This window comes from Micromonospora sp. LA-10 (genome assembly GCF_051853095.1).
In the GTDB taxonomy this organism is placed as follows: Bacteria; Actinomycetota; Actinomycetes; order Mycobacteriales; family Micromonosporaceae; genus Micromonospora; species Micromonospora echinospora_A.
Window position 1 is genome coordinate 5,928,923 of the sequence record NZ_CP195710.1, and the last position, 19,587, is coordinate 5,948,509.

The following is a 19,587-nucleotide window of genomic DNA, read 5'->3' on the forward strand; positions in this document are numbered from 1 at the left end:
CGTCGCCACCGACCCGCACCACCGGACGGAGACACCACGAGCAAGGCCGCCACCGGCCTGCGTGTGGACCGGCTACAGCCGTCCCGGCCCCGCGTACGCGGGGCGAAGCCTTTGCCGAGGCGGGCTCGGCAGTATGGCGAGCGGCTGTGCGCCGTCGGGACGTCCCGGAGCCCCGATGCGTGGTCTGCTCACTGTTGCCTCCCTGCTACCCACGGATTCGCAGAGCGTGAAGGGCGCTGACACCGTCGGCCGGGACAGTCGGGGCTACGACGCGGGCAAGAAGATCAACGGTCGGAAGCGGTTCATCATCACCGACACCCTCGGCTTGCTGGTCACCGTGACCGTGCTCGCCGCGAGCTGGCAGGACCGCGACGGCGCCAAGAGTGCCCTGCTCGGCGCCTACATGCTCACCCCGATCCGGCACGTCTTCGCCGACCAGGGCTTCACCGGCCGCTTGATCGACTGGACCCGCGACACCCTGCGCACCACGCTGCAGATCGTCCGCAAACCCGCCGACCAGCGCGGCTTCGCCGTTCACCCACGCCGTTGGGTCGTGGAACGCACCCTGGCCTGGCTCACCGCCTGCCGCCGGCTCGCCCGCGACTACGAACGACACCCCTCCATCTCCGCAGCCCTCATCCGCTGGGCCGCCATCGCCGGCATGACCCGCCGCATCACCCGCAGCCGACCCGCACGCCGCCAAGCCCGCCGCACCTTCACCTGGTCCTGATCAACCCGATCTCAAACACGCTCTAAGAATCCGTGTCTGCTCCATGGAGGACATGTCGGCCCGAGCAGCGGTCAACCGCATCCTGGCGGGCTGCGTAGGTCAACTCGCTGAACGGACAGATCGCTTCTCAAGGCGTAAGACGGCCCGCGGAGCGGGGGCTGATGCAGCAACAGGGGAGGAGATTGCCCGGGCGACCGGAGCGAGCCATGTCATCTGGTCAGCGGCGCCCACGTCACCGGTGGCCGAGTTGCGGGAAGGGCCCAGCGGTAGGGCAGGAGTGTCGTCCGACTCGTGGCCGCGGGTGCGCCGTCGAGCCGGGACGCCAAGGCCGCACCGATGACGACGGCCTCCACCATTGCGGTCTGCCGCTCACCCCGGAGGCTGGCTTCCTCAGCGGCGCGTTGCGCGTACGCGGTGGTTGTCGACATCCATGGCGACGTCGAAGTACCCCGTGACGATGCGTCCACCGTGAGGCTGGATGAGCGTCGTTGCTTGGGTGAGCTGCCAGCTCCGGTCGACTCGACGATCGTGCGAGCTCACCAACACGCGGCCGGTGCTAAAGGGGGCACCGGGAGTCGGACGAACCACAAGATCGCCCCTCGGTCAGACGCCGTCGAATCGTTGAACGCCCGTTACCGGCGGGCGGCCAAGGCCCGCGGCCACTTCCCTAACGAGCAGGCCGCGTTGAAGTTTTTGTACCTGGTGACCCGGTCCCCTCGACCCCACCAGAGCAGGCCGAACCCGATGGACGATGCGCTGGAAACCCGCGTTGAACGCCTTCGCCATCGCGTTCAGCGACCGCTTCCCCGCCGCTGAATCCTACTAACCAAGATCGCCGGAAACGCCGTCAGCGAGACAGCCCCGGACTCGGCGGGCGCAGCGCCCCCGCCGCATGCTGAGCAATGGTAGGGACCTTGTCGCAGGCAGGTACTACGGTGTCGTGGTGTCGATGAGGTGGTCTCCTATTCATGCCCAACTGGGTGAGGTTCCCGGCGAGCCTACCTACCAGCTTCTCGCCTCCGCGTTGGCGGAGCAGATGCCGGAAGCGGAGGACCTCGACTGGAAAGCGACGTTACCGGGCAAGGACAATGGCCAACTGGAGGAGTTCGCCAAGGACGTTGCCGCCATGGCTAACACCGCCGGCGGCCTCATCGTCTGCGGCGTCAATGAGGGACCGCGGAACAGGCCGCACCTAGTCCATGCAGAGCGTCGACATTTCGGAGGTCAGCCGGCGAAGACGGCGTGCGCCGGCAGCCAATCGCATCCACCCACCGGTCCTGGGATTGAACCTCGTTTCCCTCACCAACGACGACGGCCAAACCAACTTGCTCGCCCTCTCGATCCCACGCAGGCAAGACGTACCGCACGTCATTGGTCGTGGCAACTTGTCTCGAAGTGCCCTACTGGTCGGGCCCCGAGACGCACTGGATGCGAGCGGGGGATCTCGAGCGCGCCTACGCCAACCGCCTCGGTGCATCCCCGCGTGCCACGGCCCGCCATCAGCACCGTGCCGACCCGCGGTGACATTGCCGCGGTCCTGGAGCAGGCTGTGAACAGGACCAACGAACTCCTACCCCTGCGCGCGTTTGACCGCTACGCGCTGCTGCGCGAACTCGACCAGGCAGCACTCAACCCACGAGTTGGCCTGCGCCGGTGGATTTCCCAAAACCTGCCGTCGGTCAGCCCTCACGCTCGCTGCCACTTCCTCCACGTCCGGCTTCACCACGACGGTGCGGCTGGCTTCGCCGTAGCACTCGAAGGCTGGTACGACCCCTTGTTCCCCGCCCGCCACCACGTTCCGCGCACCTTGACCGAGAGCTTCGCAGCCGACCTCGTAGCACTCAGCAACACCTACGGACGCCATCTGGGCGAGCAACTGCCCTTCGCACTTCGCGTCGAAGTCGTCAGCCCCGACAACAGTAAGCTCTTCGTCTTGATCGGCCGTGAACGTCGCGGCGCATTCGTCGCGGAGGCCGTAGGGCAGATGCGCGGTACCCGAACCGTCAGCAAGGTCACCCCGATCCTTGTCGAAGTACCGGCACCAGCAGGTCCCGACGACCTGATCACGACCGCTCGGTCAATCGCCGAGGAAATCCTCCACCAAGTCGGAATGGCCAGCCGCTCGCTACTGACGGGGCGGGGGTGACCGCCATGAGCCATCGAGGAGCCGTAGCCAGAGCAACTACGGATGACGCTCCCAAGCTAGATAGTTTGGCCCCCAGGGTTGACAAGGAAGAACACGGGATCTACGTCTCGGTGCTCAAGCGGGCTATCGACGAACAGACCGATGTACGCAACATCGCCCTGACCGGCACCTACGGCACCGGGAAGAGCAGCATCCTGCGTAGTGTCGCCAAGACCTACCCCAAAAGGGTAATCGAGGTGTCGCTGTCGACGTTGGGGGTGCAGCCGGAGCCCGGCGGATCCGGGGACGAGGGCAACCCTGCCGCGGCGACAAAGACGAACCTTATCCAAAAGGAAATCGTCAAGCAGTTGCTCTATCAGCAGATGCCCTCAGATGCTCCCGAGTCACGGTTCCGGCGCATCAGTCGGTTTCCCCGCTGGCGTGAGTTCTTGCTCGCTTTGGGTGTCGGTCTAGTCCTCGTTTGCCTGATGGTGGTGACAGGATTGGACCGGCCCGTGATCGCGCTCACCGGAACCGACCCTGTCAGCCGGCCCGACTGGCTACGCACACCGCTTGTTTACCTCGCGCTTGTAGCCGCCCTCGCCATGACCGTCTACTTGGTGCGCCTTCTTTTGCACGACAGGCTGAGGATTGAGCAGGTCACGGCGGGGCCTGCCAGCATCACGCTCCCGCCCCGTTCGGCTAGCTACTTCGACGAATACCTCGACGAAATTGTCTACCTCTTCGAGACCAACCACCGCGACATCCTTATTCTGGAGGACCTTGACCGATTCGACGACCCGCTCATCTTCGAGACACTACGGTCACTCAACAACCTGCTGAACACTGCCAGACAACTCAAGGGCCGCAGGATCAAGTTCATCTACGCCCTCCGCGATAGCATCTTCGAGAAGCTGGGCCGCGACGAAAGCACGGGAATCACCGACGAAGCCAAGGCAGAACTTGTCCGAGCCAACCGGACAAAGTTCTTTGATCTTGTAGTACCCGTGGTGCCGTTCATCACGCACAAGAACGCTCGCGACCACCTGCACAGGCTCCTGCGAGAGCGTGGGCACTCGATCTCGAAGGAACTCGTTGACCTCGCTGCGCGGCACGTAGCGGACATGCGGCTCATTTACAACATTGTCAACGAGTACGAGGTGTTCAAGCACCAGCTCATAGACGTCGCCACACCGGTACCGCAACTCGATGAAGAGCGCCTCCTCGCGATGGTCCTCTTCAAGAACGTCCACATGGCCGACTTCGAAGCGATCCGGCTGGGCGAGAGCTCGCTGGACAAGCTGTATGACGTCTGGCGTGTGCTGGTCAGCACAAACCTTCAGCGGCTCCGCGATGAGTCCACCAGGATTCAAGAGCGGATCGAACGCGAGGAAGCGGCCGAGGAGAGGGCGGGTGAGCTGGCAGCGACGCTCCAGACGCGAGTCGCCGCGCTCGCTCGCGCGGTGGCGTCGCGAGGATCAACAATCGTGAACGAGCAGCTAACGGTCGGGAGTCGCGTCATCGCTGCCACGGAGCCCCAGACTGCGCAGTTTTGGCGCGATCTACTGCACGACAACGGCGAGATCATGCTGCGTGTCCGTGACAGCCATGGCCAGCAACGCGTGCTGTTCTTCCCAGGGCCGCTGCTGGGCGACCTGCTTGGCACCTCCCTCAACTTGGCCGAATGGGTCGAGCGGTCAGTGACCGCTGATCAAGGCGTCCTGGAGCGGAACGAGCGCGACTCCGATTTCCTTCGACACCACGCTTGGCTCGATCTTGTCGGCCGTCCGCAGTTCACGTGCAGAACGACGGACGCCGAGACTGCGCTGAGCTTCCGCCAATTGATCGAGCGACTCCTTCCATCACAGCTTGTCGCCGACCTGGTCATGCACGGGTACATAACGTCCTACTTCTCTCTTCACGTCTCGTCCTTCTACGGCGAGTTGATCCGGCCTGACGCGATGACCTACCTGATGCGTAACGTCGACCGCGGCACGCCGGACGCTGACTATGCCCTTGACGGCGAGGACATCAATGCGATCCTCCGCGACCGCGGCGACAGCGTGCTCGGTGACCGCAGCATGTACAACGTCTCGGTCCTTAACCACCTGCTCCAGAACGATGCCGATCGAGCCAAGGTTGTGGTGAAACGCCTCGCCGACTGGGGACCCGACGAGCGCTGGTTCGTTGACCACTACCTAGGCGTTGGCGCGGCAAAGGCCGCGCTCGTTGAACAGCTCACCCCGATTCTGCCCAACATCTTCGGCTACCTGATCGGTGACGCACCCCTCAGTCGAGACGAGCGAAGCCGTCTCGTAGATGTCGCTCTTACACACCAGTCTGACAACACAGAGTACGTACACCCGGACCAGGTGCGACCCTTCTTCGAAACCGCATACGCCGATTTTCCGTCGCTTTGGGAAGAGCGGGACGGCGACGTGGCCCGCCGCGCGGTGCAGTTCATCGCCAGCGCCGGCGCAGTCATCCCGAGCGTTGTTGGGCTGTCAGCGGCAGCACGTGCGGCACTGATCAAGGCACGTGCTTACACCATCACGGCTCAGAATCTCGAGGTGCTCGCAGGGACTGACAACGTCGCACTCGACCACCTCGCCAAGGTCGACCGCGAGATCTACGGCCATGCACTCCGGCACCTCGGCGCGTACCTCAAGTCAAACCGCGAGTCCGGGGGTACGAGCTGGACCATCGAGTCCTGTGCGATGTTCGTCGAGGTGCTACAGGACGTCGCACGGCACACGAAACCCGACTTCGGCAGACTCGTGCACGACGCGAGCCCGGACTGCACACTCGATGACCTCGGCGACGCTCCAGAGGATGCCTGGCCCGCTCTCGTAGAGACAGGTCGGGTTCCACCCACCTTCGCCAACGTGAGTGCTTACGTTGAGTGGGCAGGCGGCATCGATAGACAGCTCGCGACGTTGCTCGCGTCTAGGCGCGAAGTGACAGACGCGAACGGCGAAGAACTCGCCGACAGGCGCGACCTCGCGACGACCATTGTCAACGCGCGGGAACAACTGCCCGAACCCGCTATACGGGCGCAGATCGCGGGTTCCCTGCAGCCGGGGCCACTTCAGGCGGAATCTATCAACCCCGAGTCCGGCGAGCTGATCGCTCTACTCATCGAGAGAGAACTGATCAACGACGACGAGGACACGTTCGACTCTCGTCTCATGATCGACTGGCTCACGCTCGAGCACGCGATCACCCGGTCGAGCAATTACGCCGAACTCGTCGGTCCACGGACACTACAACCTACATACATCGCCGCGCTGGTGCAGAGTTCGAAAGTCGCCGACGACATCAAGAACGCAGTCTTGGAGGCACTGGACGAATTCGCAGACGAAGCATCTCATAATGCCCACCAGGCGATGGCCGCGTATGCGCTCCGGTCGGGCTTGGTGCTCCGCGCCGACCAGATCGAAGCGTTGCGCCGGGGCGGCGCACAGCAGGCGACGGTCGCCGGACTGCTGGCGGCTGCGGGGGAAACGATCTCCCTCGACGAGCTTCGCGATACCCTTCGGAACATGGGCGACGACTACGCCAGGATTGCCGACAGGGGCAATCGGCAGGCCCAACTTGCCGACACTCAGGCGCACCGGGCCATCCTCCATCGCCTTCGCGTGGGAGGAATTGTTTCCACAATCAAGGCCGAGCCTCGCAAGTCGAACCTCCGCGTACACATGAGGCGATGACGACAGCGAATTGACCCGTGAGCACGCGTGCTGCCGCTATTGTCGGCTTGAGTGAGCCCTTTTCATCCTGTGTAGCGGTTGGCTTCGACGTGGTGCAGGACGAGGATGGCCTGCACGATCGCGGTGGCGCGGTGCGGGCAGCAGCGCAGCTTGGCCAGGATCTTCCAGGTCTTGAGCGTGGCGATGGCTCGTTCGCCACGAGCGCGGATTCTCGCGCCGTGCCTGCCCTGAGCTGCAAGTTCAGCTTGAAAACGGCTCAGTGAACCGTCCCGGATCTTGTAGAGGTGATGTTCCCCGGCTTTCGCGGAGCCGTGTTGGTTGGCGTCAGGCAACGGATAGGGCGATCGGGCGGAGCCTTTCATACTCGACCGGGGTGAGCATGCCGAGCGAGCTGTGGCGGCGTTGTCGGTTGTGGAGGATCTCCAGGTACTCGAAGATCGCGTTGGCCAGTTCGATGCGGGTGCGCCAGCGCCGGCGGTTGAGCAGTTCGGTCTGCATCCGGCCCCAGAACGACTCGATCATGCCGTTGTCGTAGCAGTCACCGATCGATCCCATCGACGGCGCCAGGCCGGCTTCCTGAACGCGGCGGGTGAAGGCCCATGAGGTGAACTGCACGCCGTGATCGGAGTGGATCACGGTGCCGGTGGGTTGGCGGGTGCTGATGGCCATGCTCAGGGCGTTGGTCACCAACGTGGCCGTCTGGGTGGCGTCGATGGACCAGCCGACCACTCTGCGGGAGAAGGTGTCCAGCACCACCGCGCAGTACACCTTGCCCTCCCGAGTCGGGTGCTCGGTGATGTCGGTGACCCACAGCTGGTTCGGCGACGAGCGGGTGAAGTCACGGTTGACCAGGTCGCTGGCGGTGGGGGTCTGGTGCTTCGCCCGTGGCCGACGACTACCAGGCAGGCCGCGGATGCCGGCACGGCGCATCAGCATCTCTACCGCGTGATAGCCCACGACGAGGCCGCGGCCCAGCCGCAGTTCTGCGTGCACGCGCCGAGAACCGTACGTGCCACGCGATGCCAGGTGCACCGCGCGGATCTGTTCGGTCAGCCACGCGTGGCGCAGCGCCCGCTGCGAGAGCGGTCGGTTGCGCCAGGCGTAGTACCCGGACGGTGAGACGTCGAGTACGCGGCAGCAGACATCGACGGGCAACCCCTCAGCGGTCATCCGTTGGATGACCGCGTACCGGTCTTTTGGGGGCACCATCTCCTTGAGCAGTTCGGCCGCGCGGCGATGCGCCGCTAACTCGGTCTCCAGCTCGGTGATACGCCGTCGAGCCGCGACCAGCTCTGCCTGGTCGGTGGAGGTGACACCTGGAAGCTGGCCGGTGTCGATCAGGTCTTGGCGGCGCCAGTTGTAGATCGTCTGATCGCTGATTTCCAAGTCCCGGACTAGCTCCGCGACTGATCGGCCGGCCTTGAGCAGATCGAGGACCCTGCGACGAAACTCGGGCGGATATCTTCTCGGCACGTCTCTCCTCAACGAGCGACGAGCCTGACGAGTCAACCAACCCGACTCCACCGAACCCGGGGAACATCAAACCCTCCGGCAAACCGGGGGAACCTCAGGCCTGCCAGGCAACCTCATCTGCCGCCGATCGTGCGCGTCGGAGTCGGAGGGGAGTGTGGATCTAGGCCGTGTCTCGAAGTGCGTGTAGCCACTCGTTGATCACGGTGACGTGGACGGTGGCTTCGTAGCGAACGGCCAGCTTTTCGTATCGGGTGGCCAGCCCTCGGTGACGCTTGAGGCGGTTGATGCCGCACTCGACGGCGTGGCGCTGCCGGTAGACCTCGGCGTCGAACGTGGGCGGCCGGCCGCCTGCGGAGCCCTTGGCCCGCCGGTGGGCGTCCTGGTCGACCTTGCTCGGGATGCAGGCCCTGATCCCTCGGCGGCGCAGGTAGGTCCGGTTGGCGCGGGAGGTGTAGGCCCGGTCGGCGATGACCCGGTCGGGTCGCACCCGGGGACGACCGACACCGAGGCGGGGCACTCTGATGCCGGCCAACACGCCGGCGAATTGCGGGCTGTCACCGCGGTGCCCGGCGGTCAGCAGCATCGACAGCGGTTTGCCGCCCTGCTCGCAAGCCAGATGCAGCTTCGTAGTCCACCCGCCACGCGACCGGCCCAGGGCGTGGTCGCCCGGCTCGGCACGGACTCCGCCGGGCGGCTCGATCTGCTGCTGCGGGTGTCGCCGGGCGCCCCGCGGCGTGCTGATGGGCTCGAGCGATGGTGGAATCGACGCTGACATCCCACGTGATCAACCCGGCCGCGTCCGCGCGGGCCTGCAAGCCGGTCACGATCTGCTGCCAGACCCCGGCCCGCTGCCAGCGCCGGAACAGCGCGTAGATCGCCTGCCAGGAGCCGTAGCAGGCCGGGACGTCCCGCCACGGCGCACCGACACGCACCCGCCACCGGATGCCGTCAATGAGCTGCCGCTTGCTCCACTGCGACGGTCGGCCCGGCCGCTTACCCGCAGGCAGCAGCGACTCCAACACCCTCCACTGGGCGTCGGTCAGGTCGTGCCGCCTCGTCACCGCTATGGTGGCCACGAGGTCTCCGGTATTCAGGTTCTTCTTGGTCGATGAACCCTCTACCGGAGACCTCGCTATCTATCGATCACCGACACGCCGCACCTGACTTCGAGATGCCTAAAGGCACCTCTCTGTGTCAAGGCCTCGGCAGCAGAGAGGTTTCCAACTTGTTGGATTGGTGGCGGAGATCAGGGTCTGCAGCCATGATCTCCGAGGTTGTGGTCGGGGTTGATCGGAAACATCTGCCGCCCATGGGCTGGCCCTCGAACGGCCTGCGTCGGCCATACACCGGCGAGAATGGCTCGAGAGAGGTCTGTTAAGCCCGAAGTTGGTGTGCCCTCCTCGCCGGATCCCCCTTTTCCGGTCCTGCAAGGAGAACCAGTGCCCGCCGCTGCGTCGTCAACACCACCCCGGGTCGTTATCGCGATCGATCCCCTCAAGGCCTCCTGGACCGCCGTCGCGGTCGATAACCGATTCCAGCCTTTGGCCGCGATCCGCGTCGAGGTCAACCGTGACGGCTATCGGCAGTTACTTCCCTTCGCCGGCCGCTGGTCGCATGCCATTTGGGCGGTCGAAGGCGCCACCGGCCTTGGTGCCACGCTGACCACTCGTCTGGCAGCCGACGGCGTCGACGTCGTGGATGTGCCCGCGAAGCTCACCCGCCGCGTTCGGATGCTCTCCGCAGGGCGCGGCCGCAAGACCGACCAGGCCGACGCTCTCTCGGCCGGGATCGCCGCGCACACCGCTGCGCGACTCAACACCGCCGTGGTGGATGAGGCTATCGCCGCCCTGCGATGCCTCACCGAACACCGCGATGACCTCGTCCGCAGCCGCACTCAGATCGTCAACCGTCTGCAACGCTGCTGGCCCAGCTCATTCCCGCCGGCCTGCCCCGCGGACTGACCGCCGACAGCACCGGCCGCTGCGCTGCGCAGCATCCGCCCACGGGCCGTGCTGGCCCGCACCATGCGCCAGGTCGCCGTGTAACTGCTCGGCGAGCTGCGTTGCCTCGAGCGGCGCATCGCCGAGGCAACAGCAACGTTGTTCGCTGCGGCTGCAGCATCTGGCACCACCTTGACCGATCTGCACGGCATCGGCGACGTCACCGCCGCGAAGATCCTGGCCCACTCCGGCGCCGTCAACAGGTTCCGGTCGGAGCCCGCTTTCATTTCGTACTGCGGCGTCGCACCGATAGAAGTGTCATCCGCGGCGGTGGCGGCGCAGGTCGACAAGGCGGGTTTCTGGCGCGGACCGGGACCGTCCTTCGGCACCGGCGGCACGGGTGGCCGCAGCCGGCGCGGTCGCGGCCATCCGCGACGGTCAGCCGGCGGCCGGCAGCCGGTCGCCCGCGCCACGCCGGTGGCCCCGCCGGAGCATGGCGAGTTCGTCGGCGGTGAACGGAGGCGACTCCAGCGCCGGGTGGGTGGGGCCGGCGCGCAGCGCGGCGAACACCCGCGGATCCAGCAGGCTGCTCGCCGGGGCGCCGAGCGTGACGATGGAGAACAGCGCCGACGCGAGCACCGGGTTCCGTGCGGCGGCCGTGCCGATCGCGTCGGTCATCTCCCGCCGGGCCCCGGCGTGCTCCGGGGTGAGCCGGGCGTCCCGGGTGGACACCCGGCAGTCCGGGTAGCAGATGTCCTGCGCGGTGGCGAACGCCCACGCCTCGTCGACCACCTCGGCGAGCCCGCGCAGGACCCGCCGGACCGTGTCCGGACCGGCGCCACCGGTCCGCAGTTCGCGGTCCAGCACCGCGGCGCTGCGGGCCGCCGTCACCATGCCGTGGCCGTACGACGGGTTGAACGAGGCCAACGCGTCCCCCAGCACCAGCAGGCCGTCCGGCCAGTCGGTGGCGCGTTCCGGGTACAGGCGCCGATTGGCGGTGCTGCGCGACCGGTGAACCGGGGTGAGCGGCTCCGCGTCGGCGATCAGCTCCGCGATGACCGGGTGGCGCAGGGTGCCGGCGAACTCGGTGAAGGCGGCGTCGTCCCCCGACGGCTCGCCGCCACGGGTACCGGAGAGGGCGACGATCCACCGGTTCCCCTCGATCGGCAGGAGGTATCCGCTGCGGCCCGGGCGCCGCTCCCGGTGGTCCGGCTGCACGCTCACCCCGGGGAAGTTCCCGTCCACCCACTCGGGCACCCGGAACAGGCGGGTGGCGTAGGTGATGCCGGTGTCGACCACGTCCTCCTCGACCGGGCCCGCTCCGATCTCCGCCAGCCACCGCCGGCTCACCGAGGCGCGGCCGGTCGCGTCGACGACGACGGCGGCGGGCAGCTCGGCGGTCCCGCCGTCGGCCGCCCACCGCACCACCGCCCCGGTGACGGCCCCGGCGGATCCGAGCAGGCCCACGGCCTGGGTCCGGTCCAGCAGGGAGATCCTCGGATCGGCCAGCACCCGCTGGCGCACGGTGAAGTCGACAAGGTCCCGACTGCACGAGAGCATGAACTGCGCCTCGGGGAAACGGTGCTGCCAGCCGTACGCGCTGAGCAGGACGTTCCCGCTAGGGACGCCGACCCGTACGGCGCCGGCCTCGACCAGTTGGCGGGTCAGGCCGGGCAGCAGCGCGTCGAGCACCCGTGCGCCGCTGGACCAGAGCTGGTGCAGGTGTCGGGCCTGGGGCAGCCCGGTGCGCGGCTGCGGGCCCGACGCGGTCAGGTCGTCCCGGTCCACTACCGTGATGGTATCGAAGTGCCCGGCCAGCACGTGGGCGGCGAGCATGCCGGTCAGTCCGCCGCCGAGGACGACGGCGCCGCGCGCCGCGGCACTCATTCCGTCACCCGGCGGGTAGTGGCCGCCGCGAGTGGCGCGCGACGGCACCGGGCAGCGGTGCGGCAGACGACGTCCGTCATGGAATGTCCCTCCAGTGAGTGTCCCGGACACGGCGCGGGGCGCGGTCTCCGACCGACGCGCGGCTTCGGGACGCGGTGGATGGCGCTGCCGTCGGTCAGCATGTGCCGCTGGTCTCCGCCCGCCCGTCGACCGCGTCGACGAACTGCGCCCGGTGGAGCCGGCGGTAGGCGCCGTCCGCGGCGAGCAGCTCCGGTTCCGTGCCCTGCTCGACGATCCGCCCGTCCTCCAGCACCAGGATCAGGTCGGCGTCGCGGATCGTCGACAGCCGGTGCGCGATGACGAACGTGGTGCGCCCGGCCCGGAGTGCCGCCATCGCGCGTTGGACCAGCACCTCGGTGCGCGAGTCGACCGATGTGGTCGCCTCGTCCAGGATGAGCAGCGGCGGATCGGACAGGAAGGCCCGGGCGATGGTCACCAGTTGCTTCTCACCCGTGCTGATGGCGCCGCCGACCTCGTCGACGACGGTGTCGTAGCCGTCGGGGAGGGCGCGCACGAACCGGTCGACGTGGGTGGCCCGCGCCGCGGCGACGATCTCCTCCTCGGTGGCGCCCAACCGCCCGTAGCCGATGTTGTCCCGGATCGTGCCGCCGAACAGCCAGGCGTCCTGGAGCACCATGCCGATCCGCCCGCGCAGGTCGGCCCGGGGCAGCCGGGCGATGTCCACGCCGTCGATGGTGATCCCGCCGCCGTCCAGCTCGTAGAACCGCATGACGAGGTTGACCAGGGTGGTCTTCCCGGCGCCGGTGGGGCCGACGATGGCCACGGTCTGGCCCGGCTCGACCGTGAGGCACAGCTCCCGCATCAGCGGCCGGTCCGGCGTGTAGCCGAAGGAGACCCGGTCGAAGACGACCCGGCCGGCGCCCACCCGGGCCGGCTCGGCGGCGCCGGTCGACACCGCCGGCCGGCCGCTCTCCTCCTCGGCGTCGAGGAGGGCGAAGACGCGCTCGGCGCTGGCCACCCCGGACTGCACCAGGTTCGCCGTCGACGCCACCTGGGCCAGTGGCTGGCTGAACTGCTGCGAGTAGTGGATGAAGGCCTGCACGTCGCCCAGGGAGATGGCCCCCGTCGCCACCCGGATCGCGCCGACCACCGCGATGCCGACGTAGGTCAGGTTCCCAACCAGGATCATCAGGGGCAGGACGGTTCCGGACAGGAACTGGGCGCGGAAGCCCGCCTCGTACAGGTCGTCGTTCGTCGCCGCGAGCGACGCCTGGACCTCGCGCCGGCGGCCGAAGACCCGGACCAGCTCGTGCCCGCTGAACGCCTCCTCGATCTTGCCGGTGAGCGTGCCGGTCGCCGTCCACTGGGCGGTGAAGTGCCGCCGCGACCGCCGCGCGATCCGCTCGGTGACCACTGCGGACAGCGGCAGCGCGACCAGCGCGATGACCGCCAGCAGTGGCGACACGACGATCATCATGGTGAGCACGCCGATGACCGTGAGCAGGGAGGTCAGCAGTTGGCTGAGCGTCTGTTGCAGGCTCTGTGCGATGTTCTCCACGTCATTGGTGACGCGGCTGAGCAGCTCACCCCGGGGCTGCCTGTCGACGTACGACAGCGGTAGCCGGTGCAGCTTCGCCCCGACCTCGGCCCGCAGTTGGCGCACGGTGCGCTGCACGACGCCGGCGAGCAGGTGCCCCTGCAACCAGCCGAGCACGCCGGCGCCCGCGAACAGGCACAGGGCCAGCAGCAGAACCTGGCCCAGGCGGGTGAGGTCCACACCGACGCCGGGGACCGGCTGGATCCGGAGCAGCATGTCCGCGAGGTTGCTGTCGCCGTTTGCGCGTGCCTCCGCGACGACCTGGTCAAGGTTCTTGTCGCTGTCGAGTCGCCGGCCCACCACCCCGGCGAAGACGATGTCGGTGGCCCGCCCGAGGACCCAGGGGCCGAGCACGGTCAACACCACGCTCACCATGGCGAACCCGACCAGGGACAGCAACCGCAGGCGCTCGCCCCCCAGCCGCCGCAGCAGCCGGACCGCGGACGGTCCGAACGCGCGCGGACGGACTGCCGGCGTGGCTGCCCACGACCCCCCGGCCGCGCCTCCTGGGTCGCTCATGCGACCGCCGCCGGCTGCGACTCGACGATCTCCGCGTACGTGCGGCAGGTGCGCATCAACTCGGTGTGTGTCCCCAGGCCCACCATCCGCCCGCCGTCGAGTACCACCGTCTGGTCGGCGTCGACGACGGCGGACAGCCGCTGGGTGACGTACACGACCGCCATCCGCGCGGTGGCGACGCGCAGGGCTGCGCGGAGCCGGCTCTCCGTGCCCGGGTCGAGCGCGGAGAACGGGTCGTCGAGCAACAGCACCTCGGGGCGCCGGACCAGGGCCCGGGCGATCGACAGCCGCTGCCGCTGTCCACCGGAGACGTTGGCGCCCCCCTGCGTGATCGGCGTCGCCAGGCCCTCCGGCATCCGCGCCACGAAGTCCCGCGCCTGCGCGACGTTGAGGGCGGCCCACAGCTCCTCATCGGTGGCGGCCGGGTCGCCGTACCGCAGGTTGCTCGCCACCGTGCCGGAGAACAGGTAGGGCTTCTGCGGCACCAGCGCTACCCGGCGCCACAGGTCGTCCAGGTCCAGATCGCGGACATCGACCCCGCCGAGCCGCACGCTGCCGCCGGTCACGTCGAGCAGCCTCGGCACCAGCGACAGCAATGTGGTCTTGCCGGCCCCGATGCTGCCGACGACGGCGGTGGTCCCTCCCGGCGGCACCCGGAAGCTGACGCCGTCCAGCACCGGCTGCGCGGCGCCCGGGTAGCGGAACCGCACCCCGTCCAGGGCCAGCTCGGCGGGTGTCGACGCGACGGTGACCGGACGGGCGGCGGGCACCACCGAGGACTCGGTCTGCAACACCTCCCGGACCCGTCCGGCGCCCACCATGGCCCGGGGCACCATCATCAGGATGAACGTGGCCATCAGCACCGCCATGAGGATCAGCATCAGATAGCTGAGCAGGGCGGCGAGCGATCCGATCCCCACCAGGCCGGCGTCGGCCCGCCGGCCGCCGAACCACAGCACGGCCACACTCGACAGGTTGAGCACCAGCGTCACCGTCGGCAGGACCAGGGCCAACAGCCGGCCGGCCCGCAGGGCGGTGGCGGTGAGGTCGGTGTTGGCGCGGGCGAAGCGGGCCGTCTCGTGCGGCTCCCGGACGAACGCCCGCACCACGCGTACGCCGGCGATCTGCTCCCGCAGCATGGCGTTGACGGCGTCGATCCTGGTCTGCATCGCCCGGTACTGCGGCAGCAGCCGGCGCGCCATCAGGCCGATGGCCACGGCCAGCAGCGGGACGCTCAACGCCATGATCCAGGACAGGGCCGGGTCCTCGCGCACCGCCATGACCAGCCCGCCGACGCCCATGATGGGCGCGGTCACCAGCATGGTGAGTGACAGCATGAGCAGCAGTTGCAGGTGCTGGACGTCGTTGGTGCACCGGACGGTCAGGGACGACGGGCCGAAACGGGCGATCTCGCGACTGGAGAACTCGCCGACCCGCGCGAAGAGCGCCCGCCGGATGTCCCGCCCGACACCCATCGCGACGCGGGCGGCGAGGTGCGCCACCGCGATCAGGCAACCGACCTGGACCGCCGCGACGCCCAGCATCCGCAGCCCGGTCAGCAGGATGAAGCCGGTGTCACCGGTCGCGATGCCGCGGTCGACGATGTCGGCGTAGAGGCTGGGCAGGTAGAGCGCCGCCAGCGTGCCGACCAGTTGCCACAGCACCACGTGGACGAGCTGCCGCCGGTAGGGCCGCAGGAATCCGCGCAGCAACGGGATCAACACAGCGCGAGGTTATCCGCCCGGGACCGGCGCCAGAATGCGGTTTCGCTGGCAGAAACGGCCGGTGCCGGTCAGTCCTCGACCGGCCCGCCGCGGAGCAGGTCCCCGAGCCGGGCGGCCTGCCGGTCCCAGCGCCACTCGTCCTCGACCCAGCGTCGACCGGCCGCGCCGAGGCGCTTCGCGAGCGCGTCGTCCTCCAGCAGGGCGATCAGGCGTTCGGCGACCGCGGCGGGATCCCGGCCGTCCACCACGTACCCGGTCTCGCCCTCGCGGACGGCGTCCGGCGCGCCGCCGGAGTCGCCGGCCACCACGGGCAGGCCGGTCGCGGAGGCCTCCAGGTAGACGATCCCGAGGCCCTCGATGTCCTGCCCGGCGCGCCGGGTCCGGCACGGCATGGCGAACACGTTCCCGGCGGCGTAGTGCGCCGGCAGTTCCTCCGCCTCGACCGCGCCGGTGAACACCACGGCGTCGTCCAGGCCGGCGTCGCGCGCCTGCTTCTCCAGCCGGGCCAGGTCCGGACCGCCGCCGACGATCAGCAGGGCGGCATCCGGCACGCGGCGGCGTACCAGCGGCAGCGCCCGCAGCAGCACGTCCTGGCCCTTGCGCGGGACCAGCCGGGAGACGCACACCACGACCGGGCGCCCGGTGAGCCCGTGCCGTTCGCGCACCCGCGAGCCGTCCACCCCGGGGTGGTGGACCTCGGTGTCGACGCCCGGGGCGAGCTGCCGCAGGTTGGTCAGCGCCCGGGCCAGCCGGCGTCGGGTGTACTCCCCGAGGTACGTCACGACGTCGACCTCGCGGCCGATGCGACGCAGCACCGACCGTGCTCCCGGCAGGGCCGCCCAGGCGATGTCGTGGCCGTGGGTCTGCCCGAGGATCCGGCTGACGCCGGCCTGCCGTCGCAGTTCGCCCGCGAGCATCCCGAGCGGTGCCGCGGTGCCGAACCACACCTGGTCGCAGCCGTGGGTCCGGGCGATGTCGACCGCTCGGCGGAGCACCGGGGGCAGGGGCACCAGCAGGCGGGTGTCCTCCCGGACCACCTCGAACGGCTGCCGGGCGTCGAAGGCCGCCGCGCCGGGCGCGGCGGTGGTGTAGACGACGACGGAACCGGCCGGCTGGCGGATCGCGAGGTTGTGCAGGAACGACTGGATGCCGCCGATGCGGGGCGGGAAGTCGTTCGTGATGAGCAGCGTACGCGGAGTCACGAGCGGCATGGTAGCCACAAAGGGCGGTCCGGCCGGCCCCGTGGGTGGCCGGTCCCGCCGGTCCCGCGCCCCGGAACCCGCGTCCCACCTGCCGTTCCGCCAATCCACCACCGTTTCTGCCTGGTCCACCGTGGAATCCCGGGTCGACCATGGCGGTGCCACGGCAGTCGGCCCGCCGGTCACCGCCCGCGTCGCGCCCGTCGTCGGCCGGTGAGAGGGGAGAGACGGGATGGACGCGATGTTCCGGCGCTCGGTGGCCGACCGGCCCCGACGGGTCGTGGTGCTCGGCGGTACGGGGTTCGTGGGGCGGCGGCTCAGCGCCACCCTGGAGTCGCTCGGCCACCAGGTCCTGCGGGTGGCCCGGGGCACGGCCCCCGGCGCGGCGGCGCACCCGGTGCGGCTGCTCGACCTCGCGCGGGCCGAGGTCGGCGAGATCGCCGAGGTCCTGCGGGAGGCCCGGGTCGACGCGATCGTCAACGCGGCCGGGGGGATGTGGGGCCTCACCGACGAGGAGATGTTCGCGGCGAACGTCGCTCTCGTCGAGAAGGTGATCGCGGCCGCCGGCGGCCTTCCCGGTCCGCCGAGGCTGGTCCAGCTCGGCAGCGTGCACGAGTACGGGCTGACCGCGGTCGGAGCGTCGTCGACCGAGAGTGACGTGCCGCAGCCGGTCAACGCGTACGCGGGGCTGAAGCTGCGGTGCACCGAAGCCGTCGTCGAGGCGTCCGCGCGCGGCGTCGTCGACGGCGTGTCCCTGCGGATCGGCAACGTCACCGGTGCCGGCCAGCCGGCGGTGAGCCTGCTCGGCGTGGTGGCGAGGGAGTTGTGGACGGCGCGCGAGGAGGACCGGCCGGCGGTGGTGCGGATGCGGTCGCTCGGCGCGCTCCGGGACTTCATCCACCTGTCCGACGCGGTCAGCGCCATCGTGACCGCCGCGGCGGTGCCAGACCTGCCGGGCCGGGTCTTCAACATCGGCACCGGCCGGGCCACCAGCGCCCGGGAGATGGTCCGCATGCTCATCGACGTCAGTGGCGTCCCGACCGACCTGGTGGAGAGCGAGCCGGACGTGGTGGAGGGCACCTGGCAGCAGATGAGCATCGACCGGGCCCGCGATCTTCTCGGTTGGTCGCCCCGCGAGAGTCTGCGGGACGGGATCCGGGAGCTGTGGGCGTCCCACGCCCCTGCGGCGTCGGTCGCGCACGGAACGTGACCTGCGCGGGAGCGCCGGCGCCCCGCGGAGATACCCGACCTAACGGGCCTTCGACGGCAACTCGCCGAACGCCGACAATGCCGGATGATTTGCGGTGGTCGATGCGCGCGCCCTGTCCGTGATCATCAATGAACTTGTGAACTCGTGGCGGCCGGCGGGTTGCGACGGCTTCGTGTGCTCGGATATAAAGATCACCTGCATGCCGCGGATAAACGGGAGGCGCGGATAGCACACGACGGTCGATGCTGGACATCGTTCGGCCAGGATGCGAGAGCGGCCCAAGAGCTGATGATCGTCTGAGAAAACGCTGAGAGCGGAGAATTCCGCTGGTAGGCGGTCGCGCCGGAACATTGGCGCCTTTCGCGTGTCCTGCATTCGCCGTGAAATTGCAATCGCGCATTCCTTCGGGTTGTCCGTCGCGGCCCACGGGGGAGGAAGAAGTGGAAGCACAGAATGTTCGTGAGGATTTCGTCGGAGCCGAGTTCGCGCTGCTGCTGCGTACGCTACGGACGCGGGCCTGCCTGACCCAGGAAGAATTGGCGGAACGTTCCGGGTTGAGTATCCGGGCCATTTCCGACCTGGAGCGCGGGCGGACCAGCAATCCGCACCGGCGCTCCGTGGCGCTGCTGGCGCAGGCGCTGCGGGTGGAGGACCACCTCCTGGAGGACTTCCGCCGTTCGGCGCGCCGACGGCTGGCAACCGGCGCGCCCGCGCCGGCGCCGTTCGGCCCGAAGTCCCTGCCCATGGCCCACGTCGCCGCTGACCAACGGCAGCACGGCGGGCTCTCCGCGCTGATCGAGTGGATGCGGCAGGTGCTCGTCGAGGAGCCGGTCGGCACCCGACCGGCGGAGGCGCCGGGGCGCGACGAGGTGCGACTGGTGGAACTGGTCGGCGCTCCGGGCCCGGCCAAGACGGCGGTGGTCGTCCAGGCGGCGGCACGATTCCGCCGGCATTTCCCCGACGGCCAGTTCTATGTCAGCGCGGATACCGCCCACCTCGGCCGGGCCGTATTGACCAACCGTCTATCCGGGCTGTTGGGAGTCGATCTGGGCGACGGCGCGACACCCGAGGAACAGGCCGGCCGGATTCGCCGGACCCTCCGTACCCGGCGGGTGTTGTTGGTCCTGGAGAACGTCACCGACGCGGCTCACATCCGCCCGCTACTGCCGCGCGGCGGATCGTGCGCGATCATTGTCACCACTCCCCGGACACTCGCCGCGTTCGAGGGTGTGTGGACCATCGACGTGCCTCCGTTGACACCCACGCACCCCGCCCACGAGGCGGCCTGACGCGCCCTCCCGCCGATTCCGCATTCGTGCAGGCAGAACGTTTCGTCATGCCGCTTCTGCATACGAAACCGCCGCCGGAATCGCCTGGACCCGGCCGGTCCCAGTCCAGATGATTTCGGTTGATCCATCGAAGCGATCGCCGGCCGGCGGACAACGGGGGGAC

12 protein-coding genes and 4 pseudogenes are annotated in these 19,587 nt (G+C 68.8%); 9 read left to right on the top strand and 7 right to left on the bottom strand.

All coding sequences use genetic code 11. The annotated features are described in order from the left end of the window. Positions 1-226: 226 nt before the first annotated feature. The 5 genes and pseudogenes from ACSDG8_RS27815 to ACSDG8_RS27835 all read left to right on the top strand — a co-directional run bounded on the left by ACSDG8_RS27815 (position 227) and on the right by ACSDG8_RS27835 (position 6,565). Entirely contained in the window at positions 227-730 is a 504-nt protein-coding gene (locus tag ACSDG8_RS27815; protein ID WP_439427352.1) for a transposase, read from the top strand. 603 nt (positions 731-1,333) lie between these two features. After that, positions 1,334-1,556, top strand: a pseudogene (locus tag ACSDG8_RS27820) (transposase); the annotation flags it as partial. Positions 1,557-1,766: 210 nt separating this feature from the next. Beyond that, positions 1,767-1,850, top strand: a pseudogene (locus tag ACSDG8_RS27825) (hypothetical protein); the annotation flags it as partial. A 429-nt stretch (positions 1,851-2,279) separates the two neighbouring features. After that, positions 2,280-2,876, top strand: coding sequence for a hypothetical protein (locus ACSDG8_RS27830; RefSeq protein WP_439428083.1), 597 nt, complete (start codon positions 2,280-2,282; stop codon positions 2,874-2,876). 65 nt (positions 2,877-2,941) lie between these two features. Beyond that, entirely contained in the window at positions 2,942-6,565 is a 3,624-nt protein-coding gene (locus ACSDG8_RS27835) for a YobI family P-loop NTPase (RefSeq protein ID WP_439427353.1), read from the top strand. A 62-nt stretch (positions 6,566-6,627) separates the two neighbouring features. Here ACSDG8_RS27835 and ACSDG8_RS27840 read toward each other — a convergent pair. The 3 genes and pseudogenes from ACSDG8_RS27840 to ACSDG8_RS27850 all read right to left on the bottom strand — a co-directional run. Beyond that, positions 6,628-6,789 (bottom strand): annotated as a pseudogene (locus tag ACSDG8_RS27840) (IS5/IS1182 family transposase); the annotation flags it as partial. Positions 6,790-6,889: 100 nt separating this feature from the next. After that, positions 6,890-8,038, bottom strand: a complete 1,149-nt coding sequence (locus ACSDG8_RS27845) for an IS3 family transposase (protein ID WP_439427354.1) — start codon at positions 8,036-8,038, stop codon at positions 6,890-6,892. Positions 8,039-8,198: 160 nt separating this feature from the next. Next, a protein-coding gene (locus tag ACSDG8_RS27850) for an IS5 family transposase (RefSeq protein WP_439427355.1) occupies positions 8,199-9,114 on the bottom strand; the annotation gives its coding sequence in 2 pieces (ribosomal slippage) (positions 8,199-8,765 and positions 8,767-9,114; 915 coding nt in all). 363 nt (positions 9,115-9,477) lie between these two features. Between ACSDG8_RS27850 and ACSDG8_RS27855 the strand changes: the two genes are divergently transcribed. Together ACSDG8_RS27855 and ACSDG8_RS27860 are read left to right on the top strand one after the other, a co-directional pair. Continuing rightward, on the top strand, positions 9,478-9,999 hold the full coding sequence (locus ACSDG8_RS27855; protein WP_439427356.1) for an IS110 family transposase: 522 nt from the start codon (positions 9,478-9,480) through the stop codon (positions 9,997-9,999). Between the two features lie 171 nt (positions 10,000-10,170). Then, positions 10,171-10,251, top strand: a pseudogene (locus ACSDG8_RS27860) (hypothetical protein); the annotation flags it as partial. Positions 10,252-10,416: 165 nt separating this feature from the next. On the opposite strand, the gene ACSDG8_RS27865 reads toward ACSDG8_RS27860, so the two are convergent. The 4 genes from ACSDG8_RS27865 to ACSDG8_RS27880 all read right to left on the bottom strand — a co-directional run bounded on the left by ACSDG8_RS27865 (position 10,417) and on the right by ACSDG8_RS27880 (position 16,928). Further along, positions 10,417-11,865, bottom strand: coding sequence for an FAD-dependent oxidoreductase (locus tag ACSDG8_RS27865; RefSeq protein WP_439427357.1), 1,449 nt, complete (start codon positions 11,863-11,865; stop codon positions 10,417-10,419). A 175-nt stretch (positions 11,866-12,040) separates the two neighbouring features. Next, on the bottom strand, positions 12,041-14,002 hold the full coding sequence (locus ACSDG8_RS27870) for an ABC transporter ATP-binding protein (protein ID WP_439427358.1): 1,962 nt from the start codon (positions 14,000-14,002) through the stop codon (positions 12,041-12,043). Continuing rightward, complete coding sequence (locus ACSDG8_RS27875) at positions 13,999-15,726, bottom strand: ABC transporter ATP-binding protein (protein WP_439427359.1); 1,728 nt, start codon at positions 15,724-15,726, stop codon at positions 13,999-14,001. Before ACSDG8_RS27875 ends, ACSDG8_RS27870 begins: the two co-directional genes overlap by 4 nt. A 68-nt stretch (positions 15,727-15,794) precedes the next feature. After that, positions 15,795-16,928, bottom strand: a complete 1,134-nt coding sequence (locus tag ACSDG8_RS27880; RefSeq protein ID WP_439427360.1) for a glycosyltransferase family 4 protein — start codon at positions 16,926-16,928, stop codon at positions 15,795-15,797. 229 nt (positions 16,929-17,157) lie between these two features. On the opposite strand from ACSDG8_RS27880, the gene ACSDG8_RS27885 reads away from it, so the two are divergent. Both ACSDG8_RS27885 and ACSDG8_RS27890 read left to right on the top strand, forming a co-directional pair. After that, on the top strand, positions 17,158-18,135 hold the full coding sequence (locus tag ACSDG8_RS27885) for an NAD-dependent epimerase/dehydratase family protein (protein ID WP_439427361.1): 978 nt from the start codon (positions 17,158-17,160) through the stop codon (positions 18,133-18,135). A 440-nt stretch (positions 18,136-18,575) separates the two neighbouring features. Beyond that, a complete protein-coding gene (locus ACSDG8_RS27890; RefSeq protein WP_439427362.1) occupies positions 18,576-19,424 on the top strand; it encodes a helix-turn-helix domain-containing protein in 849 nt (282 codons plus the stop codon). The last annotated feature ends 163 nt before the right edge of the window (positions 19,425-19,587 follow it).